Annotated in this window: 27 protein-coding genes; 13 read left to right on the top strand and 14 right to left on the bottom strand. The window is 61.8% G+C overall.

Annotated elements, in window-relative coordinates; genetic code table 11:
* The first annotated feature begins 40 nt into the window (after nucleotides 1-40).
* On the top strand, nucleotides 41-1,381 hold the full coding sequence (locus AC1DNK_RS03615) for an Nramp family divalent metal transporter (protein WP_112518681.1): 1,341 nt from the start codon (nucleotides 41-43) through the stop codon (nucleotides 1,379-1,381).
* Here the strand turns inward: AC1DNK_RS03615 and AC1DNK_RS03610 are convergent.
* Together AC1DNK_RS03610 and AC1DNK_RS03605 are read right to left on the bottom strand one after the other, a co-directional pair.
* Nucleotides 1,378-2,154 carry a tRNA1(Val) (adenine(37)-N6)-methyltransferase gene (locus AC1DNK_RS03610; protein WP_477939336.1) on the bottom strand — a complete coding sequence of 259 codons (777 nt, stop codon included), beginning with the start codon at nucleotides 2,152-2,154 and terminating at the stop codon, nucleotides 1,378-1,380. The two genes, AC1DNK_RS03615 and AC1DNK_RS03610, sit on opposite strands and share 4 nt — an antisense overlap.
* A gap of 4 nt (nucleotides 2,155-2,158) precedes the next feature.
* The gene (locus AC1DNK_RS03605; RefSeq protein WP_112390537.1) at nucleotides 2,159-2,386 is read right to left on the bottom strand and encodes a putative signal transducing protein; all 228 of its coding nucleotides are present in this window, start codon (nucleotides 2,384-2,386) and stop codon (nucleotides 2,159-2,161) included.
* Between the two features lie 108 nt (nucleotides 2,387-2,494).
* Here AC1DNK_RS03605 and AC1DNK_RS03600 point away from each other — a divergent pair, with 108 nt between their 5' ends.
* From AC1DNK_RS03600 to moaB, 4 genes are all read left to right on the top strand, one after another.
* Nucleotides 2,495-3,511, top strand: coding sequence for a polyprenyl synthetase family protein (locus AC1DNK_RS03600; RefSeq protein ID WP_112390538.1), 1,017 nt, complete (start codon nucleotides 2,495-2,497; stop codon nucleotides 3,509-3,511).
* A 130-nt stretch (nucleotides 3,512-3,641) separates the two neighbouring features.
* Nucleotides 3,642-5,474 carry a tetratricopeptide repeat protein gene (locus AC1DNK_RS03595; protein ID WP_477939334.1) on the top strand — a complete coding sequence of 611 codons (1,833 nt, stop codon included), beginning with the start codon at nucleotides 3,642-3,644 and terminating at the stop codon, nucleotides 5,472-5,474.
* 6 nt (nucleotides 5,475-5,480) lie between these two features.
* A complete protein-coding gene (locus AC1DNK_RS03590; RefSeq protein WP_477939332.1) occupies nucleotides 5,481-6,362 on the top strand; it encodes a 4-(cytidine 5'-diphospho)-2-C-methyl-D-erythritol kinase in 882 nt (293 codons plus the stop codon).
* Nucleotide 6,363: 1 nt separating this feature from the next.
* Complete coding sequence (moaB, locus tag AC1DNK_RS03585) at nucleotides 6,364-6,909, top strand: molybdenum cofactor biosynthesis protein B (RefSeq protein ID WP_477939330.1); 546 nt, start codon at nucleotides 6,364-6,366, stop codon at nucleotides 6,907-6,909.
* Nucleotides 6,910-6,911: 2 nt separating this feature from the next.
* Here moaB and AC1DNK_RS03580 read toward each other — a convergent pair whose 3' ends face one another.
* Nucleotides 6,912-7,430 carry a glycosyltransferase family 2 protein gene (locus tag AC1DNK_RS03580; protein ID WP_477939327.1) on the bottom strand — a complete coding sequence of 173 codons (519 nt, stop codon included), beginning with the start codon at nucleotides 7,428-7,430 and terminating at the stop codon, nucleotides 6,912-6,914.
* Between the two features lie 138 nt (nucleotides 7,431-7,568).
* Between AC1DNK_RS03580 and AC1DNK_RS03575 the strand changes: the two genes are divergently transcribed.
* Complete coding sequence (locus AC1DNK_RS03575) at nucleotides 7,569-8,726, top strand: PA0069 family radical SAM protein (protein ID WP_477939325.1); 1,158 nt, start codon at nucleotides 7,569-7,571, stop codon at nucleotides 8,724-8,726.
* A gap of 219 nt (nucleotides 8,727-8,945) precedes the next feature.
* Entirely contained in the window at nucleotides 8,946-9,638 is a 693-nt protein-coding gene (locus tag AC1DNK_RS03570; RefSeq protein ID WP_477939323.1) for a ribonuclease HII, read from the top strand.
* A gap of 569 nt (nucleotides 9,639-10,207) precedes the next feature.
* Here AC1DNK_RS03570 and AC1DNK_RS03565 read toward each other — a convergent pair.
* From AC1DNK_RS03565 to apbC, 9 genes are all read right to left on the bottom strand, one after another.
* Nucleotides 10,208-10,699 (bottom strand): F0F1 ATP synthase subunit B, encoded by a 492-nt coding sequence (locus AC1DNK_RS03565; RefSeq protein ID WP_477939321.1) that lies wholly within the window; start codon nucleotides 10,697-10,699, stop codon nucleotides 10,208-10,210.
* 3 nt (nucleotides 10,700-10,702) lie between these two features.
* Nucleotides 10,703-11,344 carry a F0F1 ATP synthase subunit B gene (locus tag AC1DNK_RS03560; protein ID WP_112390546.1) on the bottom strand — a complete coding sequence of 214 codons (642 nt, stop codon included), beginning with the start codon at nucleotides 11,342-11,344 and terminating at the stop codon, nucleotides 10,703-10,705.
* Nucleotides 11,345-11,422: 78 nt separating this feature from the next.
* Nucleotides 11,423-11,650, bottom strand: coding sequence for a F0F1 ATP synthase subunit C (locus AC1DNK_RS03555; RefSeq protein ID WP_003588243.1), 228 nt, complete (start codon nucleotides 11,648-11,650; stop codon nucleotides 11,423-11,425).
* 66 nt (nucleotides 11,651-11,716) lie between these two features.
* The gene (locus tag AC1DNK_RS03550) at nucleotides 11,717-12,469 is read right to left on the bottom strand and encodes a F0F1 ATP synthase subunit A (RefSeq protein ID WP_112390547.1); all 753 of its coding nucleotides are present in this window, start codon (nucleotides 12,467-12,469) and stop codon (nucleotides 11,717-11,719) included.
* Nucleotides 12,470-12,540: 71 nt separating this feature from the next.
* A complete protein-coding gene (locus AC1DNK_RS03545) occupies nucleotides 12,541-12,882 on the bottom strand; it encodes an AtpZ/AtpI family protein (protein WP_112390548.1) in 342 nt (113 codons plus the stop codon).
* Nucleotides 12,883-13,163: 281 nt separating this feature from the next.
* Nucleotides 13,164-14,345, bottom strand: coding sequence for a cell wall hydrolase (locus AC1DNK_RS03540; RefSeq protein ID WP_477939319.1), 1,182 nt, complete (start codon nucleotides 14,343-14,345; stop codon nucleotides 13,164-13,166).
* 172 nt (nucleotides 14,346-14,517) lie between these two features.
* Nucleotides 14,518-16,416 (bottom strand): potassium transporter Kup, encoded by a 1,899-nt coding sequence (locus tag AC1DNK_RS03535; RefSeq protein ID WP_112390550.1) that lies wholly within the window; start codon nucleotides 16,414-16,416, stop codon nucleotides 14,518-14,520.
* A gap of 18 nt (nucleotides 16,417-16,434) precedes the next feature.
* Entirely contained in the window at nucleotides 16,435-17,412 is a 978-nt protein-coding gene (locus AC1DNK_RS03530; RefSeq protein WP_112390551.1) for a magnesium transporter CorA family protein, read from the bottom strand.
* A 424-nt stretch (nucleotides 17,413-17,836) separates the two neighbouring features.
* On the bottom strand, nucleotides 17,837-19,003 hold the full coding sequence (gene apbC, locus AC1DNK_RS03525; protein ID WP_477939317.1) for an iron-sulfur cluster carrier protein ApbC: 1,167 nt from the start codon (nucleotides 19,001-19,003) through the stop codon (nucleotides 17,837-17,839).
* A gap of 475 nt (nucleotides 19,004-19,478) precedes the next feature.
* On the opposite strand from apbC, the gene AC1DNK_RS03520 reads away from it, so the two are divergent.
* Nucleotides 19,479-20,453: a small ribosomal subunit Rsm22 family protein gene (locus AC1DNK_RS03520; protein ID WP_477939315.1), complete on the top strand. Its 975-nt coding sequence runs from the start codon at nucleotides 19,479-19,481 to the stop codon at nucleotides 20,451-20,453.
* Between the two features lie 45 nt (nucleotides 20,454-20,498).
* Here AC1DNK_RS03520 and AC1DNK_RS03515 read toward each other — a convergent pair whose 3' ends face one another.
* Together AC1DNK_RS03515 and AC1DNK_RS03510 are read right to left on the bottom strand one after the other, a co-directional pair.
* Nucleotides 20,499-21,227: a helix-turn-helix transcriptional regulator gene (locus AC1DNK_RS03515; RefSeq protein WP_112390554.1), complete on the bottom strand. Its 729-nt coding sequence runs from the start codon at nucleotides 21,225-21,227 to the stop codon at nucleotides 20,499-20,501.
* Nucleotides 21,228-21,454: 227 nt separating this feature from the next.
* Nucleotides 21,455-22,249 (bottom strand): IclR family transcriptional regulator, encoded by a 795-nt coding sequence (locus AC1DNK_RS03510; RefSeq protein WP_477939313.1) that lies wholly within the window; start codon nucleotides 22,247-22,249, stop codon nucleotides 21,455-21,457.
* A gap of 111 nt (nucleotides 22,250-22,360) precedes the next feature.
* On the opposite strand from AC1DNK_RS03510, the gene AC1DNK_RS03505 reads away from it, so the two are divergent.
* The 5 genes from AC1DNK_RS03505 to AC1DNK_RS03485 all read left to right on the top strand — a co-directional run bounded on the left by AC1DNK_RS03505 (nucleotide 22,361) and on the right by AC1DNK_RS03485 (nucleotide 26,448).
* Complete coding sequence (locus AC1DNK_RS03505; RefSeq protein ID WP_477939311.1) at nucleotides 22,361-23,131, top strand: SDR family NAD(P)-dependent oxidoreductase; 771 nt, start codon at nucleotides 22,361-22,363, stop codon at nucleotides 23,129-23,131.
* Entirely contained in the window at nucleotides 23,131-24,048 is a 918-nt protein-coding gene (locus AC1DNK_RS03500) for a 2-dehydro-3-deoxygalactonokinase (protein ID WP_477939310.1), read from the top strand. Before AC1DNK_RS03505 ends, AC1DNK_RS03500 begins: the two co-directional genes overlap by 1 nt.
* A 13-nt stretch (nucleotides 24,049-24,061) precedes the next feature.
* Nucleotides 24,062-24,694 carry a 2-dehydro-3-deoxy-6-phosphogalactonate aldolase gene (locus AC1DNK_RS03495; RefSeq protein ID WP_477939308.1) on the top strand — a complete coding sequence of 211 codons (633 nt, stop codon included), beginning with the start codon at nucleotides 24,062-24,064 and terminating at the stop codon, nucleotides 24,692-24,694.
* A 5-nt stretch (nucleotides 24,695-24,699) separates the two neighbouring features.
* Entirely contained in the window at nucleotides 24,700-25,590 is an 891-nt protein-coding gene (locus AC1DNK_RS03490) for an SMP-30/gluconolactonase/LRE family protein (protein WP_477939306.1), read from the top strand.
* 243 nt (nucleotides 25,591-25,833) lie between these two features.
* A complete protein-coding gene (locus AC1DNK_RS03485) occupies nucleotides 25,834-26,448 on the top strand; it encodes a PRC-barrel domain-containing protein (RefSeq protein ID WP_477939305.1) in 615 nt (204 codons plus the stop codon).
* The last annotated feature ends 32 nt before the right edge of the window (nucleotides 26,449-26,480 follow it).

Below are 26,480 nucleotides of genomic sequence, written 5' to 3'. Positions count from 1 at the left end.
ATCGGTCATAGTGCAAGAATAGGAAACAGGTGGAAATGACATGGATGTTTTGAATCCGCAGAGAAAAGGCGGCTGGCGGTTCGACCGCGAGGAGGCTTCGCTCTCCGACGTCTATCGCAGCGTCAACACGAGACGCGACGGATCGAAACTCCGCAGGATCGCAGCCTTTGCCGGCCCGGGCTATATGGTCGCGGTCGGCTATATGGACCCCGGCAACTGGGCGACGTCGCTCGCCGGCGGCTCGAAGTTCGGCTATGCGCTGCTGACGGTGGCGCTGCTGTCGAACCTGATGGCGATCGTGCTGCAATCGCTCTGCGCGCGTCTCGCCATCGCTTCCGGCCGCGACCTGGCGCAGGCCTGTCGCGATGCGTTTCCGAAGTGGGTTTCCATTCCACTCTGGGCATTCGCGGAAATCGCCATCATCGCCACCGATATTGCCGAGGTGATCGGCACAGCGATCGGCCTCAACCTGATCTTCGGCGTGCCGCTGGAACTCGGCGTGCTCATCACCGCGCTCGACGTCTTCCTCATTCTCTACCTGCAGAAGATGGGCTTCCGCTGGGTCGAGGCCTTCATCATCACCCTTCTCGGCGTCATCGCCGTCTGCTTCGGCGTGCAGATCCTGCTCGCCGATCCGCAATGGGGCGCGGTGCTGACTGGCTTCTTCCCGACGACCGAGATCGTCACCAATCCGGAGATGCTCTATCTGGCGCTCGGCATTCTCGGCGCCACGGTGATGCCGCATAATCTCTACCTGCATTCCGGCATCGTGCAGACCCGCGACTTCGGCCACACGCTGCCGGAAAAGCGCGAGGCGCTGACCTTCGCGACGATCGACTCGACGGTTGCGCTGTGTTTCGCGCTGCTGATCAATGCCTCGATCCTGATCCTGGCCGCCGCCGCCTTCAATGCCAACGGCCAGACTGACGTGGTGGAACTCGGCGAAGCGCATTCGCTGCTGGCGCCGCTGCTCGGTCTTGCGATTGCCCCGACACTGTTTGGTATCGCCCTGCTCTGCTGCGGCCTGAATTCGACGGTGACGGCAACGCTTGCCGGCCAGATCGTCATGGAAGGCTTCATCAAGATGAAGGTGCAGCCATGGGTGCGCCGCCTCGTCACCCGGGCGATCGCAATCATCCCGGCCGCCTTCGTCACCATCTGGTATGGCGATGCGGGGACGGCGGAACTGCTGATCCTGACGCAGGTGGTGCTCAGCCTGCAGCTTTCCTTCGCCGTCTTCCCGCTGGTGATGTTCACCGCCAGCAAGGCGAAGATGGGCGAACTCGTCGCGCCCCGCTGGCTCTCGGCAATCGCCTACCTGATCGCCGTCGTCATCGCCGGGCTGAACGTCAAGCTGCTGCTGGACTTCGTGATCGCCTAAAGCCGCTTATAGGCCGCGCGGCCATTGTTGAAATCATCGACGAGAGGGGAGAACTTGTGGCTCCCCTCTTCATGCATGATCAGCGGCGCCCGCAGCGAAAGCCGCGCCCGCGAACCCTTGATCGCGGTCAGCAGGATACGGACCGCGATCTCACCCTGACGCGGATGGATTGCGGTGATCTCGATGCCGCCGAAGCGGCGGCCGCAGGCGGCGATGATCTCGGCGATCGATTCCGGACGGGCGATCAGCGACAGCTGGCCGCCGGGGATCATGATGGCGCCGGCAGTGCGGATCCAGCTTTCGAACAGGCCTGATGTCATGGCATGCGCTTCCGCCTTCAGGGCATCCGGCGTCTTGCGGTCGCCTGCATCGTTGAAGGGCGGGTTCATGATGACGTGGTGAAAGACCTCGTCGAGCAGCCCGGCGTCGTTGCGGGCCTTGGCGGTCAGCGTCACATCGGCTTCGACCACAGAGACACGGCCCGCCGTATGGGCATTGTCGGGCAGCGCCATGCTGCGCCTCGCATAATCGGCCATCTCGGGCGAACGCTCGAACAGCACGGCTTGCGCCTTCGGCAGCCGCGACGCAACCGCAAGACCGGCCGCCCCGGCACCCGCTCCGAGATCGGCGACCTTGATGGTCCTGTCGTCGGCAACCAGAGCGGCGAGCAGCATGGCATCCATGCCCGAGCGATGTCCCCGGCCCTTCGGCTGGACGATATGGAAGCCGCCGCGGTGGAAGGCATCGATCGTTTCGGAAACCGCTGGCGTCATCGGCTCACTTTTCCGCGCGCAGCTCGTCGGCCAGACCGGCATCGGTGAGGATGCGGCGGGCCTGGGCGGCGCGCTCATCGTCAACCAGCAGGCGGCGCGGCAGCATGCCGAGCGAACCTTCCAGAATGCTCATGCCCTGATCGGCCACGAAGCAGTGAATTCCGGCGTCCTTCAACAGGCTCTCCGCAAAAGAGAGCAGGACGGGATCGTTGGCGCGGATAAGTTCATGCATTTGCGGTCAATTCCGTTTCAAATTTGCGCTACGCGACAATTCACCCCTTGCCGCTTCTCCCGCCCCTTTCTATTGTCGAACTCAATGAGTGAACAGGAGTCCGGGTCGTTGGGCGTGGTCATACCGCTTGAAGAAAGCAAAAACAAACTGGCATCCGTCAAGCCGCTGGTCGATTTGACAAAGGCGGATATGGATCGGGTGAACCAGCTTATCCTTTCGAAGGCCGGTTCCGACGTACAGATGATCCCGGAGGTTGCCAACCACCTGATCTCCTCCGGCGGCAAGCGTCTGCGCCCGATGCTGACGCTCGCCTCGTCCTGTCTGTTCGGCTACAAGGGCGAAAACCACATCAAGCTCGCGACCTCGGTCGAATTCATGCACACGGCAACGCTCTTGCATGACGACGTGGTGGACGAAAGCGATCTGCGCCGCGGCAAGTCCACCGCCCGCACCATCTGGGGCAATCAGGCCAGCGTTCTGGTCGGCGACTTCCTGCTCGGCCAGGCCTTCCGCATGATGGTCGATGTCGGCTCGCTCGATGCGCTCGACGTTCTCTCATCGGCTGCCTGCGTCATCGCCGAGGGCGAAGTGCTGCAGCTTTCCGTCGCCAAGAACATGGAAACCACTGAGGACGACTATCTCTCGGTCATCCGCGCCAAGACGGCGGCTCTCTTTGCCGCTGCCGCCGAAGTCGGCCCGATCGTTGCCGAGGCCGGCAAGTCCGGCCGCAATGCGATGAAATCCTACGGCATGAATCTCGGCCTTGCCTTCCAACTGGTCGACGACGCGCTGGATTACGGCGGCAAGGCTGCCGATCTCGGCAAGAATGTCGGTGACGATTTCCGCGAGGGCAAGATCACCCTTCCTGTTATCCTGGCCTACCGCCGCGGCACGCAGGAAGAGCGCGCCTTCTGGCGCGATGCGATCGAGGGCGGCAACAGCACCGATGCGAACCTCGAAAAGGCGCTTGGCCTGATCACCAAATACGGCACGCTGAACGACACGATCGCCCGGGCGGTCCATTATGGAACGATCGCACGCGACGCCCTGGCGCCGCTTCCCGATACGCCCTGGAAATCGGCCATGATGGAAGTCATCGACTTCTGCATCGAGCGCGTGAACTAATCAAAGGTCTTTGATCGCGGGCTGATTTTGTTGCAGGGCCGCTTCAAAAAAGCCATCCTGTTGTGAATCAGTCATTGCCACTGATTTCGCGGCCGGAGCTTTGCCGGCTGCATTGAAGAGAGGTTTTCTAATGCGGCAGAGATTTGCCATCCGTCTTCTTTCGAGCGCAGCCCTTGTAGCTGTCCTTTCGCTCGGCGCATTGAGTGGCGCGCATGCCGAAGACGCGGCGAAGACGGAAGAAGCCAGCCCGACCGTGATGTTCGATCCGGATACGGTTTCCACCTTCTCCGGTGCCTTCCTTGCTGCCCGCACCGCCGATGTCGATCACGACTACAAGACGGCAATCGAGCTCTACAAGAAGGCGCTGCAGATCGAGCCGGGCAACCCTGAGATTCGCCAGCGCCTGATGATCTCGCTGCTGCTCAGCGGCGATTTCAAGGAAGGCGTCAAATACGCCAACGAGCTGAAGCTCGACCCGAGCATCGAGCGCGTGACGACGGTCGTGCGCAGCATGGATGCCGTCAGCCGCGGCGACTACAAGGGCGCCGAAGCGATCCTGAAATATGACGGTCCGAACGATCTGGACCGGATGATGAACGACCTGCTGTCGGCCTGGTCGCGCCTTGGCGCCGGACGCGGCAAGGAAGCGCTGGCGATGGTCGAGAAGATGAAGGGACCGGACTGGTTCCGCATCTTCCAGAACTACCATGCCGGCGCGATCGCCATCGCCAACGGCAATATCTCGTCTGCCCGCAAGCACCTGAATGATGCCGTGCTCGACAAGGATGGCGGCGCGACCGCGCCCGATACCTTCATGCGCTCGATCATGGCGCTGGCCCGCCTCGAGGCATCGCAGGGCAACAAGCAGAAGGCACTGGACGCCATTTCCGTCGGCGACAATTTGCTGCCGAACTACGCGCCGCTGAAGGCGCTGCGCCAGAGCATCGAAAGCGGCGAAAAGCCGAAGCAGCAGGTCGAGAACGCAGCACAGGGTGCGGCCGCCGTGCTCTTCTCCGTCGGCGCCGCGCTGAACCGCGATGGTGCCGAAGACATCGTTTCGCTCTACCTGCAGACGGCCAATGCGCTTGATCCCGACAGCCCCGATACGCTGGTTCTGCTCGGCGGCATTGCCGAGAAGCAGGAACAGATGGACCGCGCCATCGAGTTCTATCAGAAGGTTCCGGCGGATTCGCCAATGCGCCGCATCTCGGAACTGCAGCTCGGCCTGGCGCTCGCCCAGGGCGGCAAGGTCGACGAGGCCCGCAAGCATCTGCAGCAGCTGATCACCTCCGACCCGAGCGATATCCGCAGCTACCTCGCCTATGGCAGCGTCCTCTCGGACGCCAAGGACTATCCGGCGATGGCAGCCAATTACGACAAGGCCGTCGAGGCAATCGGCGCGCTGCCGGGCCGCTCCGACTGGACTGTGTTCTTCCAGCGCGGCATTGCCTATGAGCGCCTGAAGAAGTGGGATCAGGCCGAGCCGAATTTCCGCAAGGCGCTGGAACTCAATCCGGACCAGCCGCAGGTTCTGAACTATCTGGGCTACTCCTGGATCGACATGAACAAGAACCTCGACGAAGGCCTGACGATGATCAAGAAGGCCGTCGATCTGCGCCCTGACGACGGCTACATCATCGATTCGCTGGGCTGGGCCTACTACCGCCTCAACCGCTTCGACGATGCCGTCGGTGAGCTGGAGAAGGCCGCTGAAATCAAGGCTGGCGACGCGACGATCAACGATCACCTTGGTGATGCCTACTGGCATGTCGGCCGCAAGCTCGAGGCCGTATACCAGTGGAACCGGGCGCTGAACTCGCAGCCCGAGGAAGCCGAGATCCCGAAGATCAAGGACAAGATCGCCAACGGCCTGAAGCCGGAGAACGACGACGCCAAGTCTGCGGACAAGAAGCAGCCGGACCCAGCGCCGGTCGCTCCGCCGCCCGTCGACAAGAAGTCCTGATAGCGCATGCCGGATGCGGGGAGCCGCCGTTTCACGGTGACTGAAGACGCGCCTGCGAAAATCAATCTGGCCCTGCATGTGACGGGCCAGAGAGACGATGGCTACCATCTGCTCGACATGCTGGTGACCTTCACGGCGCATGGCGACAGGCTGAGCTTTACCTCTGCCGATCGAGATGGCTTTACGTTAGGCGGGCGCTTTGCCGCTGACATCGGCGGCGAGCCGGACAACAATCTGGTACTGAGGGCGCGCGACCTCCTGCGCCAGGCGGCTTTCGCCCAGGGTGGCCACGCGCCTGCGGTTTCCATCCATCTCGAGAAAAACCTGCCCATCGCCTCGGGGATCGGCGGCGGCTCTGCGGATGCGGCTGCGGCTCTGCGCGGCTTGCAGCGCTTCTGGAATGTGCGCGTGTCTGCCGATATCCTTTCGGCACTCGCCCTGCAGCTTGGCGCCGATGTACCGATGTGCCTGGAAAGCAGGCCGCTGATTGCGCGCGGGATCGGCGAGGAAATCGAGCCGATCGCCCTGCCACGGCTCTATCTGGTATTGGCCAATCCGCTGAAGGCCGTCTCGACGCCTGAAATCTTCCGGCTGCTGACCGAGAAGAATAATCGGCCGTTGGATCTTACGGCCGGAGACTGGATGGCGGCGATTGCCGCCAACCGCAACGATCTGGAGCCACCGGCACGCAGCCTGGCGCCTGAAATCGCCGCGATCTCGGCGCTGCTTGTGAAGAGCGGCGCAGAGCTCGTGCGGATGTCGGGATCGGGCGCCACCTGCTTTGGTATCTTCCCCTCCCTTGCGGCGGCTGAAGCGGCCGAGCAGCAGCTTCACAGCCAGCGGCCGGACTGGTATTTCCAGGCAACGGAAACAGCCGCGGGAGAGTGACATGCCTGGCATAGACGAGAACCGCCCGTTCATCCCCGTCGGCATTGCCGTGCTGACCGTCTCCGATACCCGCAGCCTGGAGAACGACAAATCGGGCGATACGCTCGCCGCCCGCATCGCCGAGGCTGGCCACAAGCTTGTCGACCGCGCCATCGTGCCCGATGACAAACGGGCGATCGCCGCGCGCGTGAAGGCATGGACGGAGACGGACGGCATCGACGTCGTCATCACCACCGGCGGTACCGGCTTTACCGGCCGCGACGTGACCCCCGAGGCGCTGGAGCCGCTGTTCGAGAAGCGCATGGACGGTTTCTCGGAAGTCTTCCACCGTATCTCCTATGACAAGATCGGCACCTCGACGATCCAGTCGCGCGCCACCGCAGGCGTTGCCAATGCCACCTTCATCTTCGTGCTGCCGGGCTCTCCCGGCGCCTGCAAGGATGCCTGGGACGGGATCTTGAAGGCGCAGCTCGACTACCGGCACATGCCCTGCAATTTCGTGGAGATCATGCCGCGGCTCGACGAGCACCTGAAGCGCGGCGGCTGATTCTATCTGGCGGCGCGCGCCACCCAGGAAGGAATCAATTCACTGGAAAGCTGCCTGAGCTTCTGCCCCTTGGGAAATTCCGACAGCCGCATGCCGCTCTTTGCCGAGGCGATCGCTTGTTTCTTGGGGACAAGATAGGCAAGCTCCAGCGGTGGCACCGAGCGGCCGAGACGCTGCAGCAGCGGACGGCGATAGGCGCGCGAGGCGGTGAAGCGGGCGGGTAATCTGTTCAGCGCCACATATTCGGCGATCTCGTCGATCCAGCCCGCCTGCGGGCGCGCGCCCGGCTCGACGAAGAGCAGCCATTCGCCACGCGCCGAGCGCAGTATGTCGTTGATATCCCACTCAGAATGAAAGCGGCAACCGGCCGCGTCCGCCACCCGCGAGGTGCCGTCGCGCGAGCCGTGATCAAGCACAACGACATCGCTGACAAGGCCTTCGACCGCGCCTGCAACCAGCACCGATAACGTCTGCGCCAGCTCCGGTTCCTGATCCTGGCACTCGAGAACAACTGTCAACATTGCCTATTTATAATGCGCCGCACAAAACTTTGCCAGCGCGACTTTCCTCATTTTGTTCTTGCATTGTTCTAATTTTCTGATTAGGAATTTAATCATCAAGAACGGGCGAAGGCAACGCCTCCGCTGCGGGAGAATCCGATGAACGAACAGTCCCTTGCAGGGCAGGCCGCATTCGCGCCTGCCAACACGGCAGATATTGCCGAAGCGCTGATCGCCCAGTCTGGCCTGCGCGTGGATGCCGAACGCCGCCGCGGACGCGGCGCCGGGCTCAATCCCGGCGGACGGTTCGAGCCGCAGAGCCGCGAGGCCTTCGACGACGGCTTGCAGACGCTGGAAGAACTGCCGCCCTTCAAGACCGAAGTGCAGATCGAAAAGCCGCGCACGGCGATCACCCGTAACGAGTCGCCCGACATTCCCTTCGACCGGTCGATCAACCCCTATCGCGGCTGCGAGCATGGCTGCATTTATTGCTTCGCCCGGCCGAGCCACGCGTATATGGGGCTTTCGGCGGGGCTTGATTTCGAGGCCAAGCTGTTTGCCAAGCCGGATGCCGCCAAGCTTCTGGAACGCGAACTTGCAAAGCCCGGTTACAAGCCGCGGGTGATCGCGATCGGCACCAATACCGATCCCTATCAGCCGATCGAAAAGGAATGGCGCATCATGCGGCAGATCCTCGAAGTGCTCGACAAGGCTAATCATCCTGTCTCGATCGTCACCAAGTCGGCGATGATCATGCGCGATATCGATATCTTGAAGAGCATGGCGGAACGCGGTCTGGTGCGCGCCTCGCTGTCGGTGACGACGCTCGACCGCAAGCTAGCGCGTACCATGGAACCGCGCGCCTCGACGCCGCCGCGGCGGCTGGAAGCGATCCATGCTCTGAGCGAGGCCGGTATCCCGACCTCCGTCATGGCTGCCCCTGTGATCCCGGCCCTGAACGACCACGAGATCGAACGCATTCTCGATGCCGCGCATGCTGCCGGTGCGCGCGAGGCGGGCTATGTCATCCTGCGGCTGCCGCTGGAGGTCTCGCCACTGTTTCGCGACTGGCTGCTGCAACACTATCCTGACCGCTACCGGCACGTCATGTCGCTGGTGCGCTCGATGCGCGGCGGCAAGGATTACGACGCCGATTTCGGCAAGCGCATGAAGGGTGCCGGCCCCTATGCCTGGCAGATTGCCCGGCGCTTCGAGATGGCCACCAAGCGGCTCGGCATGGTCAGGCGCAGCATGCCGCTGCGCGACGATCTCTTCGTGCCGCCCGATGGCAGCGGCGTGCAGCTGTCGCTGCTCTGAGACTTCCCGCCCGCTGGCACGGGCGCGAGGAGAAACGGCACGTCCGTTTCGAACGGCAGGCAGACAATGCCTGCTGGGGAATTACCCGCAGGAGACCGCCGCCCTGGTCTCTTGCACGCCGCGAATGGGTCCCCTGCCCCTTCGCGGTCCTAGCCCCCGGCCCGCCGCCCTGTTCCGGGGGCTTGCAGGAAATCGGGTTGGCGTGCGAGGTTCAGCCGCATGAAACGTCGCACGCCACCCGATTCTCCTCTGCTTTTCGAAGACGCGCCGCTCACTCCGGATTTCAAGCTGGAACTGAAGGCCCGCAAGGCCGGTCACTGGCCGGTTGCCGGTGCCGACGAAGCCGGGCGCGGTCCTCTGGCTGGTCCGGTGGTGGCCGCCGCCGTCATTCTCGATCCCAAACGCATTCCCGAGGGGCTGAACGATTCCAAGCAGCTCTCGGCGGCCAAGCGCGAAGAGCTGTTCGTGCAAATCCTGGCGACGGCAACGGTCTCGATCGCCTCGTCGAGCGCCACCCGCATCGACGTCACCGATATCCGCAAGGCGAGCCTCGACGCGATGCGCCGGGCGATCTGCGGCCTTTCCATTCCCGCCGCCTACGTGCTGACCGATGGTCTCGACGTGCCCCAGGGGCTCGACTGTCCCGGACAGGCGGTGGTCAAGGGCGACGCGCGCTCCGTCTCGATCGCCGCCGCCTCGATCGTCGCCAAGGTCACCCGCGACCGGATGATGACCCGCGCCCACCTCGTCTTCCCCGACTACGGCTTTGCCGCCCATGCCGGTTACGGTACGGCCCAGCACCGCGCGGGGATCGAGCAGCACGGCCCGTGTTCGCTGCACCGGATGACCTTCCGGCCGTTGCGCAAGGATGGGGTGAAGCTTGCGGTGACACAGGAGATGCTTGGGGATTGAGGGGTTTGCGCCACCGCCAGAGGCGTGCGCCCGCAGTCCCTCATCAGCCTTTGGGGCACCTCCTCCCCCGGAAAACTGCTTACTCGTCCTTCGCTTTTCTCCTCAGCGAGAAGGTAGCCGCAGGGCCGGATGAGGGGCCACAGGTGCTTGCTTTGATACTTCAGGCGTTCCCATGCTACTGTGGACCAGCTGTGGCGATTGCCCCTGGACGCGACCACCGGTGCCACCTCGCGCGGCGGCCACAGACCTCTCCACCCTCATTCCTGTGCTTGTCACAGGAATCCAGTGCGCCCATGTCCATGGGCGCGGGAGACTTTTACCAAGATGGCGATTCATTCACGGCGCAGACGCGCCGTGGCTGGATTCCTGTGACAAGCACAGGAATGAGGGAGGTTGAGGAGGCTTCGCCTATCCCTGACCGACCGCGTTGGCTGAACGGTAAGAGGCACTTTCCGCGATGAATAACTGCCGCAAGAGGCTGCGAGGCTAGCCAAACCGCCGCCACCGCGATACCCCAAAACAAAAAGCCCCGCACGATGGCGGGGCTTTTCAATTCTATCGGCTGAACCTTAGTTCAGGCGGGTCTTCACTTCGCCGACGGCGGTCTTGAAGAGATCGGCCTGGACCTTGCCTTCGGCCTTCTGGGCCAGCACGGTCTCGGCAGCGGAGATGGCGAGGTCGACGGCGGCTGAACGGACAGCCTTCATCGCTTCGACTTCTGCCTGCTTGATCTTCTGCTCGGAAAGCGCGGTGCGGTTGGCAACGAACTCTTCGGTCTTCTTCTTGGCTTCAGCGGTCAGCATCTCTGCTTCGCGTTCGGCGGCAGCGACGATGTTCGCAGCTTCGGCTTCGGCTTCCTTGCGCTTGCGCTGGTATTCGGCCAGCAGGTGCTGGGCCTCTTCGCGCAGGCGCTTGGCTTCCGCCAGTTCGTTGCGGATCTGATCGGCGCGGTCGTCGAGCGACTTCGCCATCATCCCCGGAACCTTCAGGTAGACGACCAGCATGATGAAGAGAACGAGGCCGACAAAGGCGAAGAAAGTTGCATCAAGAGCAAATTCCATCGATCAACCCTCCTTCTTGGCGGCTGCGACAGCCGCTGCAACGTCAGCCTTGGCAGCGGTGCCACCGATCAGCTGCTGAACGACGGCGACAGCCGTTTCCTCAGCGATCGTGCCGACGTCTGCGAATGCCTTCGCCTTGATATCGGCGATGCGGCCTTCGGCAGCCTTCAGCTTTTCGGCAAGGCTTGCTTCGACAGCGCGGCGGTCGGCTTCAGCCTTGAGCTTGGCGGCATCGCGAGCGGCGGTGCCGATCTGATTGGCCTTGGAGCGGGCTGCGGCGAGTTCGCCTTCATAGGTTGCGACCGCTGCGTCGGCTTCGGACTTGAGGCGTGCTGCCTCGTCCAGATCCTGCGCAAGCCGGTTATGGCGCTGCTCGAGGATGCCGCCGATGCGCGGTGCGATGACCTTTTGCATGAGCACGAAGAAAACAGCGAACGTAATCACCAGCCAAAGCAGCTGGGATGCGTAGGTCGACGTATCGAACGGCGGGAAAACGCCGCCATGATGCTCGCCACCGGCAACGCCGGTTTCGGTATGGACCTCGCCAGCAGCCGGAGCGGCATGCGGATCCGTACCGGTGGCTGCACCCGTTTCTGCCGTTCCCGCCGGAGCTTCTTCAGCATAGGCCGGGGTCACAAAAAACATGCTCACCTCCAGGTGTACTGCAAATGCAAAGGATCACGGCTTGCAGTCTGCAGGCCGTGATCCTTCAATCCACCGAAATTAAACGGCGAAGAGCAGGAGGAGAGCGACGAGCAGCGAGAAGATGCCCAGAGCTTCCGTAACGGCGAAGCCGAAAACCAGACGGCCGAACTGGCTGTCAGCGGCAGACGGGTTGCGCAGAGCGCCGGACAGGTAGCTGCCGAAGATGTTGCCGAGGCCGAGAGCCGTACCGGCCATACCAAAGCAAGCCAGGCCTGCACCGATGAACTTTGCTGCTTCCGCTTCCATGTTGAACTCCTTGAGATGGTTGTTGCGGCGAATGACTGACGCCCTTTGACGTCGATGTCGTTATCCTTAGTGCCCGCCGGGATGGATCGCGTCGTTGAGGTACATGCAAGTCAGTACCGCGAAGACGTAAGCCTGGAGGAAGGCGACGAGGAACTCGAGACCGGTCAGGGCGACGGTCATGATGAGAGGAAGAATGGCACCGCCGATACCGAGCGCACCAAGGGCTCCGAGCGAGGCGACAAAGCCTGCGAACACCTTGAGCGTGATATGACCAGCGAGCATGTTGGCGAAAAGACGAACCGAGAGCGAAATCGGACGCGATAGGAAGGAAATGATTTCGATCGTCACGACCAACGGCAGAAGAATGCCGGGGACGCCTTGAGGCACGAAGACATTAAGAAAGCCAAAGCCGTGCTTATAGAAGCCGTAGACCAGGACCGTGCCGATGACGAGAAGCGCCAGCGCGAAGGTGACGATGATCTGGCTGGTGATGGTGAAGAAGTAGGGGAACATGCCGAGCAGGTTTGCCGTCAGCACGAACATGAAAAGCGAGAAGACCAGCGGGAAGAACTTCATCCCCTTGGTTCCGGCGCCTTCCTTCAGCATCGAAGCGATGAATTCGTAGGACATTTCCGCGACGGACTGCGAGCGGCCAGGAACGATGGCGCGGTTCGACGTCGAGAAATACAGGAAGCCAGCAGCAACAGCTGCCGAGGCCACCATAAAGAGCGAGGCATTGGTGAACGAGAAATCAATCCCGCCGACTTCGATCGGCACAATCTTCTGGATCAGGAACTGATGAGTCGGATCGTTAGACACCGCTTGTTCTCTCTTCTTTGGCCCGCGGGCGCGGGATCATCATAATGAGCGGAGCGCGGGCGCGCCCTGCCCTATTTGCTGCCGTTTCCGTTTCCGGGCTCGGGTTTTGCAACCTTGCCTGCGGCACGGAGAACATTCAAAACACCGGCACAAAATCCGAGAAGCAGAAGAATAATCAAACCCCAAGGCGCCGTGCCGACAAAACGGTCGAGGAGATAGCCAAGCAGGGCACCAACAATGATAGCGGAGATGAATTCGCTCGAAAGCTTCATCGCCTGGGCATAGCCTTTACGGCTTTCCTCGGCGCGGGCCTCGCTCGCCTGTTCCTCTCTCGCCTCTACACGCTTCGCCTTGAGCTCTGCTCCCAGCTGCGCGCGGCGCCTGTCCAGACTTTCTTCCCGGTCATCCGACATGGTTCCTCCTCCTATGCCTCTATCCCCAATCCCGCTACCCCGGTCCTGTGGACGTCAGAGACATGGAATATAGAACCTTTCGGCCCGTTCTGAAGTCGCGCGCAACATAGTTTTAGGGATTGGTATAGTCAAGGCATAGGGCGCCTGCGCTAAGACATAAAATAATCGAGCTAGATCAAATACTTGATCTCAATTTAGGCGGCCTGGCAAAATTCGAGCGGGAGAATCCGCTTTATAGGCGCTGCAAGCTGCAGAGAATCCACAGCTTAGGCGGCTTCCGGTCAGCTCCAGCCGCCGCCATAGGTGCGGTAGAAGACGTGCAGACCGATACGGCCGACCTTCTCCATGGTCTTTGCCCATTTCGGACGGACATAGACGGCGTGGTAGTGGGTGGCGGAGCCGACCTGCGGCAGCCAGATCTTGCCTGCTGTCACCGCCATCGCCACTTCGCGGGCCATGCGCCAGTGATATTGCGAGTTCACGCGGTCCTTGATGTTGTCGCAGGCAAAGGAGAACTGGCAGCGGTTGCGCCAGTCTTCATTCTGATAGACAACACCGCAGATGGTTTTCGGATAGGCCGGATTGCGGACGCGGTTGAGGATGACCTGGGCGACGGCCGCCTGCCCCTTCACCGATTCGCCGCGCGCCTCGAAATAGATGCCGGAAGCCAGGCACTGCTGCTCGGCCGCCGAAAAGACCGTCGGCGGCAGGATGCTGGCGGCCCAGGCATGATCCCTGGCACCGATCTGCGGAACGAAGCGGCCGTCATTGGCGCTCTTGTCGGTGAGGATCGAATCGAAGGGCGACTGGCGCGAGTAGTCCGGGGCGGCGGGCGCATAGGCGGTTGCCAGCACATCCGGCTTGTCGTTGTTGACGAGGTCGGCGAGGAAGGTCGGCACCACGGTTTCCGCCTTGACCGGCTCCTTCTTATAGAAGGCCGTGGCGATCTCGATTTCCTTGCCCTTGATCTTCGGCTTCACGAAAGCCGACTTGTCCTTGAGATTGAAGCTGGGTTCGAACAGCAGCTTGGTGCGCTGGAGGATGGAGCCGGCAGTGAAATCCTTCGGCGGCTGCATCTTCTCGACGGCGACGACGCGGCCCTTCTTCAGGCTGCGATTGACGCGTTCTTCATCGGTGGTGTCCTCATGCCCCTTCCCTTCGGCGACGAAGGCGACCTTTCGGCCATCGGGCAGAACCATGCCGGCGCCGGCTGCGACCGTGCCGGTAACGATTGGATCGGCGAAGGTGAGTTCCGCCTGATGGATGGAGCCGGCCGGCGAATTGGTCATCACCATGCGCCAGTTCTCGCGGCTCTCATCGAGACCTGCGAGCATGGCGGCTAGATCCGCATGCGACACGATGCTGGGGAATGCGAGCCACCCGCAGATACCGAAGATCGCGGGTGAGATCCAGTTTTTGGGCAGATAACGCAGCTTGCTGCTGAAAACGCTCTGTCGACGCAACGCCAGACTCCGGAACACGGGACGCATGAACACTGCATTGAAAATCTCTCATTAACCTTGATGCTTGGTTAATTCGCCGTCCCGGAATCTATCCGTGAGCATTTTTTCATATAGCGAAACGCAAGAACCCGGCACGAAGGCCGGGTTCCCTGAATTGCGATCTGGCGCGAGGTCAGATGATGACGTGCGATCCGAGCTCGACCACGCGGTTGGCCGGCAGGCGGAAATAGTCGGATGGATTGGCCGCAGCATTGGCGAGCGCAATGTAGAGGCGGTCCTGCCAGTAAGGCATGCCCGACTTCGCATCCGGCACCAGCTTGCGGCGGCCGAGATAGAAGGAAGTCGACATGATGTCGAACTTCAGTCCGGTCTTTCGAAGCGTCGCCAGCGCCTGCGAGACGTTCTGGGTTTCCATGAAGCCGAACTGCAGCTCGACACGCGAGAAGCGCTCGGAAATCGGCTCGACCTTGTAGCGGTCGATGCTCGGAACGCGCGGCTTGTTGACGGTACGGATCGTCAGGATGACGTTCTTGTCGTGCAGAACGTGATTGTGCTTCAGATTGTGAAGCAATGCCGCGGGCGCCGATTCCGGATCGCTGGTCAGGAAGATCGCGGTGCCCGGAACATGGGCCGGCGAATGATCGCTCTTGCGCTCGATCGAGCTGACAAAGGAGGCCAGCGGAATATCCGTGTGGCGGGTCTTTTCGGTGAGGATTGCAGTGCCACGGCGCCAGGTCCACATGATGACGATGAAGGCGGTGGCGATCAGGATCGGGATATAGCCGCCGTCGTGAATCTTCAGCAGGTTGGCGCCGAGGAAGATCAGCTCGAGCGCAAGCAGCGGCAGCAAAACGATCGCGGCAACCGGGATCGACCAGTTCCAGCGGGTGCGGACGAACTCGAAAGCCATGATCGATGTGACGACCATCGCGCCGGTGACCGAGATACCGTAGGCCGTTGCCAGCGCATCCGAGGTCTTGAAGGTGATGACCAGGAACATGACGCCGAGGAAGAGGACGGCGTTGACCGACGGCAAGAAGATCTGCCCGGTATTGGTTTCCGAGGTGAAGAGGATTTCCATTCGCGGCAGGAAGCCGAGGTTGATCGCCTGACGGACCAGCGAGAAGGCACCGGTGATGACCGCCTGGCTGGCGATGATGGTGGCGCAGGTGGCGAGCACGACGCCGAACGGCAGCGCCCATTTCGGGAACATCAGATAGAAGGGATCCGACATCGCCAGCGGATTGCCGAGAACGAGAGCGCCCTGCCCGAGATAGTTCAGCGTCAGCGACGGGAAGACCAGTGCGAACCAGGCCCACTGGATCGGACGGCGGCCGAAATGGCCGAGGTCGGCGTAGAGCGCTTCTGCACCGGTGATCGTCAGGAACACGGCGCCTAGCACGACGATGCCGTAGAAGCCTTCATTCAGCAGGAAGCTGACGGCATAGTATGGGTTGAAGGCGGCGAGGATGCCGTAGTCATCCGAGATGTGCGAGATGCCGACCAGCGCCATGACGATGAACCAGATCGCGGTGATCGGCCCGAAGAAGCGGGCCATCGTGCCGGTGCCGCGCGATTGGAAGGCGAACAGCCCGACAAGGATCGCCACCGAGATCGGCACGATATAGGGCGAGGCATTCGGCGCCACGAGCTTGATACCTTCGACCGCCGACAGAACCGACAGCGCCGGGGTGATCATCGCGTCGCCGAGAAAAAGCGCGGCGCCAGTGAGTCCGAGCGCGACGAGGATCGCCGTATGACCATTCGCCGTTTTCATCAGCAATGCGAGCAGCGACAGCGTGCCGCCTTCGCCTTCGTTGTCGGCGCGCAGCAAAAGCAGCACGTATTTGAGGGTGACGATAATGGTCAGCGCCCAGATCATCAGCGAAATCAGGCTGATGACTTCGAAACGGGTGAGACCGTCCTGGGCAACCGGCTTCAGCGCTTCGCGGAATGCGTAAAGCGGGCTGGTACCGATATCTCCATAGACGACGCCAACGGAGCCGAGCGCAAGATAAAAGAGTTTGCGCGGCGTCATGTGGCGATCGTGCGAATGGCTTTCGTCGGACATGAAGTTACAACAGGCTCCTCAGAGCCAGCCTTTCCATCGGAAAAAGAAAAACGGAATGATGGCGGATACGACCATCAGGCCCAGCGAATAGGGATAACCCGCGGCCAAGTGCAGTTCCGGCATGAATTCAAAGTTCATACCATAAATGGATGCGACGAGGGTCGGCGGCAAGAAGACCACGGATGCGATCGAGAAGATCTTGATGATCGAGTTCTGCTCGATGTTAATCAGGCCGAGCGAAGCATCGAGCAGGAAGGTGATGTTGCCGGCGATGAACGAGGCATGTTCGTTGAGCGACTGGATATCGCGCGACACCGTGCGGCAGAGTTCTTTGGTGTTCTGATCGTGCTGGACGGCAGGCACCGTATAAAAGAAGCTTGAAAGCCGGGAGAGCGATGCGAGGCTATCGCGCACCTTGGAGACCAGCCGGTGGTGCGCAGCGATGTCGCGCAGCTTTTCTTCCAGATAGTTCGACGGCTTGCGCACCTTCTTGGCGCGTTCGCCGAAGACATGGGTCGAGAGAATGTCGATGCGGGCAACGGACAGTTCGAGGATCTCGGCGGTGCGGTCAACGATCGTTTCGAGCAGCTTGGCGAGCAGGGCTGCACCATTGCGCCACTGTTCCGGCACGCGATGAAGCGCCGCGATGAACAGCTTGAAGGATTTCGGATGGGCGTAGCGGATGGTGATCAGCCGGTTGCCCGACAGAATGAAGGCAACATCCGTCAGCGTCGGAGATGCGGTTTCGGCCTGCCAGACCAGCGAGGCGGTCATGAACACGTCGTCGCCTTCGGTGTAGAGGCGTGCTGAGGGTTCGATGTCCTTGAGGTCGTCGCGGGTTGGCACTTCGATGCCGATCACTTTTTCGACATAGAGCTCCTCCTCGCGCGTCGGCTCGATCAGATCGATCCACACGACGTCATCCGGAAACTCGTCCATCTTCGACAGATCACGAATCTCGACGGACTTGCAGTTGGAGCAATAGGCGGTGATCAACGGGCCTGTCTCCAGCCGCGCTCGCGCCATGCCATCATCGCCATCATCGAACGCCCTTCCATCACGCGGCTGCCAAGAAGGCAGCGCTGAGGCTGCAAGCCTTGGAGACTAACGGAAACGGATAAAAAAAGTTCATACAACTCCGGCTGCGTCCGGCCGTTTGCCGGGTGCGCATTGTGCTCAACCGCATCGCAGTCACCAATCCTTCAACCGACAAGTCAACTCCGAACATGCAGGCTGGCCGGGAACCCTGGGGCAAAGGCGGCCGTCATCGAGCATCTGCAGAAACCGCCCTCATGGCGACGGCGGGGCATATGACGGAAAGCGGCGAAATAATCAAGACGTGTTACGTGAACTGCGCGTTTTCACCACATTTCCCCCGCAATTTGGGGTATGCGGCGCCCGCCCGAATCCGGCGTCTGTGCTACTCGAAGACAATTGCAGGCGCCGGACGCTGCGGCTGTCCGCCGACCTCTGCCCAGACCTTAGCAGCGATGTCCTTATAGATCCCGGCGACGATGCCGTTCGGCTCGGAAGCCACCAGCGGTGTCCCGGCATCCGACGTTTCGCGGATGTTGATCGTCAGCGGTACTTCGCCGAGGAACGGTACGCCGATGCGCTCGGCTTCCTTGCGGGCGCCGCCATGGCCGAAGATATCGTAGCGGGTGCCGGTATCGGGAGCGATGAAATAGCTCATGTTCTCGACGATGCCGAGAACCGGAACTTCAACCTTCTTGAACATGTTGAGACCCTTGCGGGCATCGATCAGCGCCAGATCCTGCGGCGTCGAGACGATGACGGCGCCGGCGAGCGGCACCTGCTGGGCCATGGTCAGCTGCGCGTCGCCGGTGCCGGGCGGCATATCGACGACGAGAACGTCGAGTTCGCCCCATGCGACTTCACGCAGCATCTGCATCAGTGCCGACTGGACCATCGGGCCGCGCCAGATCATCGCGGTCTCCTCATCGACGAGGAAGCCCATCGACATGACCTTGAGGCCGTAATTTTCCATCGGGTTGATGATGCGGCCGTCGATCTGCGTCGGGCGGCCGGAAATCTTCAACAGGCGCGGCATCGACGGTCCGTAGATATCGGCATCGAGGATGCCAACTTTCAGGCCATTGGCGAGCAGACCGAGCGCCAGATTGACTGCGGTGGTCGACTTGCCGACGCCGCCCTTGCCGGAGGCGACAGCGATGATCGCGCCGATGCCGGGCACGCCGATCTTGCCGCTGCGCTGCTGCTGCGGCTGCGGGGCGTGAGAATGGGAATGGCCGTGGTGATCGTGGCCGGCATGGGATGCGGCGGGACGGGCGGCGGGAGCGGACTGCGAAGCGGCCTTCTTGTCGGCGGTCAGCGTGACCAGCGCGCCCTTGACGCCCGGCATTTCCTTGATGACGCGCTCGGCGGCCTGGCGCAGCGGCTCGAGTTCCCTTGCCCGTTCGGCAGGCACGGTGATGGAGAAATAGACCTTGGCATCGGAAATGAAGACGTCGGACACCATGCCGAGCTCGACAATATTGTGTTCGAGATCGGGACCGCGCACGGTCTTCAGCGTTTCAAGAACCTGTTCCTTGGTGACCTCAGTCATGCATTCCTCACGCGTATCTTTGCAGACACGTAGATAGTGGAGGGCTGCGCCTTCGCCAAACGAAATCGGCAATGAGGAACGGAAAACGCGCGATCGAATTCCGTTGCGGCCATCTGGTCCGCCAGGCTTTCGCCTCGATGGCCGCAACGGTCTCCCCGAGAACCGGCGCGATCAGACCGACCTAGCGCAATGGCCAAAAATGACCAGAGACAAAATCACACTAATAATTGGGGGGTGGGCACGATGGCGAAGGCGCCGTCACATAAAAGCAACAACCACCGCCAGCGACCGGATGCAATAGAAACGCATCTACAATCGTGGGCGGCGGCTGGCCGAAACGGCGCCATTCTTGGCGCTCTTTTCAAAGTCCCCTCTGGACCTCTGCCAAATAACAAGCAAGGTGCATGCCAAGTGCTGCGCTTGGCATTGCGCGAGCCCGGCTGTATGGCGTGGGTGACCAGAATAGGCGACGACGATGGAACTGCCGAAGATCTTGCGTGAACGGGTGGAAGCGATGCTGGAGGGTCAGCCGCTGGATGCGCTGAAGCGTGCCTCGGCACGCCTTTCCAGCCGCTATCGGCAGGAGCTGCGGGATGGCAGCTTTCATATCAGCGACCAGCTGGCGGCCCATGCCTACCTCGCGGCACGGCTGCCCGCCACCTACGCGGCGATACGCGCTGCCTTCGAGATGATCGCCGGGGTGCGGCCTGATTTCGAGCCGCAGCGATTTATCGATGTCGGCGCCGGTCCGGGCTCGGCGCTCTGGGCCGCGGCCGATTGCTGGACTGGGATCGGCGAGGCGACGATGGTGGAAGCCAGCGCCGCGATCCGGCAGACGGGACAGAGCCTTTCAGAGGGGCTCGATTTCCCGGCAAACTGGGTAGATGGCAATCTTCTCAAGGAGTTGCCCTCACTGCCGCCTGCCGATCTCGTCACGCTTGCCTATGTTCTCGACGAGATCGAGCCGCACCAGATCGCTCCATCGATCGGCAAGCTCTGGGCCTTGACCGGCGACACGCTGGTTATCATCGAGCCCGGCACGCCGGCCGGTTGGGACAGGATCCTGGCGGCTCGCGACGTTCTGCTTTCCAAGGGCGCACATATCGTTGCGCCCTGCACGCACGCCCTCGACTGTCCGATCGCCGCACCGGACTGGTGCCACTTCTCCCGGCGCGTTTCGCGCTCGAAGATCCACCGGCTGGTGAAGGATGCGGAGGTGCCGTGGGAGGATGAGAAATACATCTTCATCGCCGCCAGCCGCTTCCCCGTCGCGCTGCCCGACGCACGGGTGATTGCCCCGCCACAGGGCTCCGGCAGCGTCATCAGACTGAAACTCTGCCAGGACGACGGACGTGCAGCGGAACAGACATTATCGAAAAGAGATGGGGCCGCTTTCAAATGGGCGCGGCGGGCCGATTGGGGCGATGCCCGCGAAAAGGACAGCGGCTGATTGCGCTGCCCATCTTTGAAGCTCGGTGATGATTTTTTCGGCAGGCTATTTGATCAGTCCGATGCGCAGCGCTTTGGCGACCGCCTGCGTGCGGTTGACGGTATCGAGCTTCTTCGTCGCGCGGTTCAGATAGTGGTTCACCGTATGCTCGGAGAGGCCGAGGATATCGGCGATTTCGGCGCTGGTCTTGCCGGCAGCCGTCCAATTGAGGCAGTCGACCTCCCGGTCGGTCAGCGTATCGGTCAGGCGGTTGTCGAGATTGCGGATCTCAGCCAGCCGGTCGAAGACATGGATGGCGATATAGGAGAGATTGCGCATCTCCTCCGGCGTATAGGGTTCGCGATCGCCCGCGAAGGAAACCGCGCCGCGCAGACCCGAGGGCTCATGCGTCGGGAAATAGGCGCAACGCACCATCCGGAAACGCTCGAACAGCCCGGCGACCATCGCCGACTTGCCGTCGTCGCGCACCCAGCCTTTTGACGTGTCGTGGAAGAACGGTATGGACGAGGTGCGTAACCGGCGCAGCACTGGGCTGTTCATCATCAGCCCTTCCTGATCGTAGAGCGACAGGAGTTCTGCCGGCCAGCTGGTGATGACGGTGGTGCTCTGCAGTTCGAAGGACGTGATCGGCGGCAGGTTGAGAACCATGAAGGCACGGCTGCCGAAGGCGTCCGTTACCCGCTTCATGAAGCGGAAGATATCGAACTGGGTCTTCAGACCCGCTATCTCCTGGACATACCCGTCCGTCTGATCGGACGCTTGTGACAAAGCCATCTATTCTTCATCTTCCCGAGCTTGCGGTTCAGATCAACTGCGCTGCTAAATTGCTAAACCTAAAAAGAAAAATATGGTTCCCGGCCTTAAAATGCGCGGCCGGTCGAAACTTGTAACTATTTGACGAACTATCGCAGTTGGTGTGATTCGCCGGCAAATCTCAATATGGTCCTCATCATAAGCATGCTCTTCTTTTGCGTCCACCCAATGAAACCATCACGCCCGCGTTACCGGCGTGGACCAAGCCTGACGCGCATGCCTTCCATGATGCTTCCGGCTGCCTCGCGCACGGGCTCTGCCCATTCCGTCAGCCGCTCCATCGTCAGCCGGTAGGCGGGGCCGGTGATCGAGACGCCGCCGACCAGGCTGCGATCGGGCGTCCAGATCGGCGCGGCGACGCAGCGGATACCCTGCTCGTGTTCTTCCCGGTCGAAAGCGCAGCCCTCCGTGCGGATGCTGGCGAGTTCGGCAAGCAGGCTTTCTGCTGACGCCAGGGTATTTTCGGTGAAGCGCTGAAACGGGATGGCGGCCGCAAGCGCGGCAACTGATGCCTCCGGCAGGACGGACAGAGCCGCCTTTCCGACGCCGGTGCAATAGACCGGCGAGGCATTGCCGATCTGCGAATACATGCGGACGGATTGCTGGCCCTCGACCTTGTCGAGATAGATGATCGAGGTGCCGCGGAGAACGCCGAGATGGACGGTCTCGCCGCTCATCGCCTGCAGGGCGCGCAGATGCGGCTCGGCGATCAGGCGGAATTCGTTCTTCGCCCAGCTGCGGGCGGCAAGATCGAGCAGGCGCAGTCCCGGCGAGTAGCGGCCGTCGGCATCGAGCTCCAGCAGCCCCTCCTCCACCAGATGCCCGAGCTGGCGATGCAGCGTGCCACGCGGCTGGCCGGCCTGCGCCAATATGTCCGTGAAGCGCAGCGGCCTTTCGGCATGGGTCACCAGATCGAGCAGAACCATGAGTTTGCCGAGCGTTCCGGTGTCGTTTTCGCCTTCTGTGCCTTTTCGCGGAACCATCGATCGCCTACCGTTGTGACCGCCTGCGGTCTTGACAGAGAGGCCAACGTAAATCGATAATTCCACATAGTCAAATTAAGTTCCAAATAATGGAACTGCGGGAGGAATGCGGTGACGGGTGTATCGGCACGGTTTCCGGAATTCAGGGATCGGACGGTTCTGGTGACCGGCGGCGGATCGGGCATCGGCGCGGCCATCGTCGAGGGTTTCGCGCGTCAGGGCGCCAAGGTCTCCTTCATCGACATCGCCGAGGACGAGAGCCGCGCGCTTTCCTTGCGCCTGTCCCGTGACAGCGAGCACCCGGTGCATTTCTTCAAGGGAGATCTGCGCGATATAGAGGCTGTCAGGCAGACAGTCGATGCGGTTGTCGCTCAGTCCGGTCCGATCACTGTTCTCGTCAACAATGCCGCTCGCGACGACCGGCATGATTTCGATACCGTGACCCCCGAATACTGGGACAACAACCAGGCGACCAATCTGCGCCATGTGTTCTTCACCGCGCAGGCCGTGGCGCCGTCGATGCGGGAAGCCGGCGGCGGGGCGATCATCAACATGTCGTCAATCGCCTTCCTTTTGAATATGCCGGACTTTCCGGCCTATTCCACGGCCAAGGCCGCCGTCATCGGGTTGACCAAGAGCCTGGCGGGCAAGCTTGGGCCTGACAATATCCGCGTCAACTGCATCCTGCCCGGCATGATCGTCACCGAGCGGCAGATGAAGCTCTGGCTCACCGAAGACGGGATCGTCAAGACCGTCGAGCGGCAGTGCCTGAAAAGGGTGCTGAACGCCGATGCGATCGTCGGTCCCACATTATTTCTAGCATCCGATTGCGCGGCCGCAGTGACCGCGCAGTCCATGATTGTCGATGGAGGCATTTTCTGATGGCAAATCCCGCTTACGTCGCGGTTGACTGGGGCACGAGCAGTTTCCGGCTCTGGCTGATCGCAGACGATGGCAGCGTGCTCGGCGAAAGCCGTGGCAGCGAGGGCATGACGGTGGCGGCAAAGACCGGCTTTGCCGAAGTGCTGGCCGCGCATCTCGACAAGGTCTCGGCACCGGCCGATCTCCCTGTCATCGCCTGCGGCATGGTCGGGGCCAAGCAGGGCTGGGTCGAGGCCGGTTATACCGACGTTCCGGCAACGCTTTCCTCGATCCTGACGGGTGCGGTCTCCGTTCCCGGCCAGAGCCGCGATATCCGCATTCTTCCGGGCCTCGCGCAGCGCGACAAGGCCTCGCCTGACGTGATCCGCGGTGAGGAAACCCAGCTGCTGGGAGCGCTCGGCGCGGAGAGCACCGGCGCGCAAGCGGTCTGCATGCCCGGCACGCATTCCAAATGGGTGCACGTGCAGGATGGCGAAGTCGTCGGCTTCTCGACCTTCATGACCGGCGAACTCTTCGACGCGATCACCAAACACACGATCCTGTCGCATGCCGTTGCCGGCGCCGACCAGTCTCCATCAGACAACTCGGCCTTCAAGGCCTCGGTGACGGCTGCGTTCCACCAGCCGGCGATGGCGACCAACCTGCTGTTTACCGCCCGCTCCGGCCAGCTGCTGCATGGGCTGACGGCTGCCGGCGCGCAGGCGAAGATCTCCGGCACGCTGATCGGCCTGGAGATTGCCGGAGCGCTGTCGGATGCCGCCAACGATACGCCGATCGCGCTCGTCGCCTCCGGCCGCCTTCAGACGCTTTACGAAACCGCCTTCAAATCCCTGTCTCTTAAATTCACGACGATAGATGCCCATACGGCGGTGCTTCGCGGCCTCTCCGCCGCTGCTGCCGCCATCTGGCCAAAATAAGAAAGTTAAAGCCATGAACCGTGTTCCTTTCCCCTCCATGAAGCGTCCTCTCATCGCCATCCTGCGCGGCATCAAGCCCGAGGAGACGGCGGGCGTCGTTGGCGCGCTGATCGAAAACGGCCTGACAGCCATCGAGATCCCGCTGAACTCGCCGGAACCCTTCAAGTCGATCGAGATCGCCGCCAAGATGGCGCCATCAGACGTGCTGATCGGCGGCGGCACGGTGCTGACCGTCGAAGCGGTCGACAACATGCACAATGCCGGCGGCAAGCTGCTGGTGACGCCGAATGTCGAGCCTGACGTGATCATCCGCGCCCATGGCTACGGCATGGTTTCGATGCCCGGCGTCTTCACGCCGACGGAAGCGCTTTCGGCAGCGCGCGCCGGCGCCACCGGTCTCAAGTTCTTCCCGGCAAGCGTGCTCGGCCCGTCCGGCATCACGGCGATCCGCGCCATCCTGCCGCCGGAACTCGTCATTGCGGCTGTCGGCGGCGTCTCGGACAAGAATTTTGCCGAATACACCAATGCGGGGATCAAGGCCTTCGGTCTCGGCACCAGCATCTACAAGCCGGGAATGACCGTTGCAGAGGTTGCCGAGCGCGCCAAGGCGACCATTTTAGCCTATGACGCAGCCGTAGGAGCATAGGCATTATGACCGCTATTCATGAATTTGAAGGCAAAACACTTTGCGACACCAATTCCGTACTCGGTGAAGGCCCGACCTATGATCCGTCCACCGATACCGTGTGGTGGTTCAACATTCTCGGCAAGGAACTGCATGAGCTGACGCTTGCAACCGGCAAGAAGAAGGTTCACGAGCTGCCGTTCATGGCAAGCGTGCTTGCCCGTATCGACGACAAGCGGCAGCTGCTGGCGACCGAAGAGGGCCTATTCGTCCGCGATGTCGCCGATGGCAAGCTGACCTTCTACGCGGCGCTCGAAAACGACCAGCCGGAAAACCGCTCCAACGACGGCCGCACACATCAGTCCGGCGCGCTGTGGATCGGCACGATGAGCAAGCGGGCGGAAAACCAGGCGGGCTCGATCTACCACGTCGCCAAGGGCGGCGTCGTCACCAAGATCTTCAGCGGCATCAGCATTCCGAACTCCATCTGCTTCTCGCCCGATGGCACGATCGGCTATTACACCGACACGAGGATCAGCCGCCTGATGCGGGTGATGGTCGATCCCCAGACCGGCCTGCCCGCAGGCGAGCCGATCGTGATGGTCGACAGCATGGAGGATCCGGGCGGTATCGACGGCTCGGTCTGCGATGCCGACGGCTATATCTGGAACGCCCGCTGGGGTGCCGGCGTTGTCGATCGCTACAGCCCGGATGGTCTTCGCATCGCCCGGTACAAGGTGCCCGCCGCCCAGCCCTCCTGCCCGGCCTTCATCGGCAAGGATGCCGACCGCCTGGCGGTAACGACGGCGTGGGAAGGTCTCGACGAGACGGCCCGCTCCTCGCAGCCGCAGGCCGGGGCGCTTCTCGAACTCGGCGTCACCGTCAGGGGCGTCTTCGACCCGGCCTTCGTGGTCTGAAACGGGTCAGAATTGATGAGAGGGGCATTCCTTGCCGAGTGCCCCTTTTCTCGTTCCGCGACAGGAAATCTGCAGCCTTTGCGATAAAAGTTCCCGAAAAATCGCGAGTTTTTCCAAGTTTTTCAGCGGAACCAATAACCTGCCCACCCATTTTCCCCTTCGAACCGGCACGGCATGGACGCCAGAAAACGAGGTGTCGCCGCGCTAGAGATCACACTAGGGAATAAAAAAGGTAGGTACGAAATGACACGCAAACTCCTGACGACCGTTGCCGCTGGCGCCCTGTTTGCCACGGCTTTCGCACCGGTAGCTTTCTCGCAGACGGCTCCGCAGCCTGCGGCCCCCGATGCGACCCAGTCCGCCCCGGCGGATGCCACCGCACCGAAGATGCCCGAAGTGACGGCACCGGCTGGAGATGCCGCACAGGCGCCCGCTCCGGCTGCATCGACTGACACGGCACAGGCTGCTGGCGGCACCTATCTGACCGAACAGGGTGCAGACCAGATCAGCGCCAACACCTATATCGGCCAGTCGGTCTACACCGGTCAGAACGAAAGCATCGGTAACGTCACCGACCTGATCATGAAGAAGGATGGCGGCCTCGTTGCTGCGGTGGTCGGGGTCGGCGGCTTCCTTGGCATCGGCCAGAAGAACGTCGCCGTGCCGATGGACAAGATCACGGTTGCCCAGAACACCCAGGACGGCAGCGTCAAGCTGACGACCACGGAAACGGCCGATAGCCTGAAGGCTGCGCCGGAGTTCAAGACGCTGCAGATGCAGGCAGCCGAGAAGGCTCCGGCCGCAACGGGTGCAATGCCGACGGATAGCACGGCAACCGGCTCGACCACGGCCAAGTAACACCGCGCGGTGAATATAGCGTAGATGGCGGC

Source organism: Rhizobium sp. 01N424 (genome assembly GCF_056399485.1).
Note: the sequence above shows the minus strand (reverse complement) of the source record. Positions and strands in the feature narration are given on the sequence as shown.

Coding starts and splice junctions, on each gene's coding strand:
- AC1DNK_RS03615 (WP_112518681.1), top strand. CDS start 41: ATGGATGTTTTGAATCCGCAGAGAAAAGGCGGCTGGCGGTTCGACCGC.
- AC1DNK_RS03610 (WP_477939336.1), bottom strand. CDS start 2,154: ATGACGCCAGCGGTTTCCGAAACGATCGATGCCTTCCACCGCGGCGGC.
- AC1DNK_RS03605 (WP_112390537.1), bottom strand. CDS start 2,386: ATGCATGAACTTATCCGCGCCAACGATCCCGTCCTGCTCTCTTTTGCG.
- AC1DNK_RS03595 (WP_477939334.1), top strand. CDS start 3,642: ATGCGGCAGAGATTTGCCATCCGTCTTCTTTCGAGCGCAGCCCTTGTA.
- AC1DNK_RS03590 (WP_477939332.1), top strand. CDS start 5,481: ATGCCGGATGCGGGGAGCCGCCGTTTCACGGTGACTGAAGACGCGCCT.
- moaB (WP_477939330.1), top strand. CDS start 6,364: ATGCCTGGCATAGACGAGAACCGCCCGTTCATCCCCGTCGGCATTGCC.
- AC1DNK_RS03580 (WP_477939327.1), bottom strand. CDS start 7,430: ATGTTGACAGTTGTTCTCGAGTGCCAGGATCAGGAACCGGAGCTGGCG.
- AC1DNK_RS03575 (WP_477939325.1), top strand. CDS start 7,569: ATGAACGAACAGTCCCTTGCAGGGCAGGCCGCATTCGCGCCTGCCAAC.
- AC1DNK_RS03570 (WP_477939323.1), top strand. CDS start 8,946: ATGAAACGTCGCACGCCACCCGATTCTCCTCTGCTTTTCGAAGACGCG.
- AC1DNK_RS03565 (WP_477939321.1), bottom strand. CDS start 10,699: ATGGAATTTGCTCTTGATGCAACTTTCTTCGCCTTTGTCGGCCTCGTT.
- AC1DNK_RS03560 (WP_112390546.1), bottom strand. CDS start 11,344: ATGTTTTTTGTGACCCCGGCCTATGCTGAAGAAGCTCCGGCGGGAACG.
- AC1DNK_RS03555 (WP_003588243.1), bottom strand. CDS start 11,650: ATGGAAGCGGAAGCAGCAAAGTTCATCGGTGCAGGCCTGGCTTGCTTT.
- AC1DNK_RS03545 (WP_112390548.1), bottom strand. CDS start 12,882: ATGTCGGATGACCGGGAAGAAAGTCTGGACAGGCGCCGCGCGCAGCTG.
- AC1DNK_RS03535 (WP_112390550.1), bottom strand. CDS start 16,416: ATGTCCGACGAAAGCCATTCGCACGATCGCCACATGACGCCGCGCAAA.
- apbC (WP_477939317.1), bottom strand. CDS start 19,003: ATGACTGAGGTCACCAAGGAACAGGTTCTTGAAACGCTGAAGACCGTG.
- AC1DNK_RS03520 (WP_477939315.1), top strand. CDS start 19,479: ATGGAACTGCCGAAGATCTTGCGTGAACGGGTGGAAGCGATGCTGGAG.
- AC1DNK_RS03515 (WP_112390554.1), bottom strand. CDS start 21,227: ATGGCTTTGTCACAAGCGTCCGATCAGACGGACGGGTATGTCCAGGAG.
- AC1DNK_RS03510 (WP_477939313.1), bottom strand. CDS start 22,249: ATGGTTCCGCGAAAAGGCACAGAAGGCGAAAACGACACCGGAACGCTC.
- AC1DNK_RS03500 (WP_477939310.1), top strand. CDS start 23,131: ATGGCAAATCCCGCTTACGTCGCGGTTGACTGGGGCACGAGCAGTTTC.
- AC1DNK_RS03495 (WP_477939308.1), top strand. CDS start 24,062: ATGAACCGTGTTCCTTTCCCCTCCATGAAGCGTCCTCTCATCGCCATC.
- AC1DNK_RS03490 (WP_477939306.1), top strand. CDS start 24,700: ATGACCGCTATTCATGAATTTGAAGGCAAAACACTTTGCGACACCAAT.
- AC1DNK_RS03485 (WP_477939305.1), top strand. CDS start 25,834: ATGACACGCAAACTCCTGACGACCGTTGCCGCTGGCGCCCTGTTTGCC.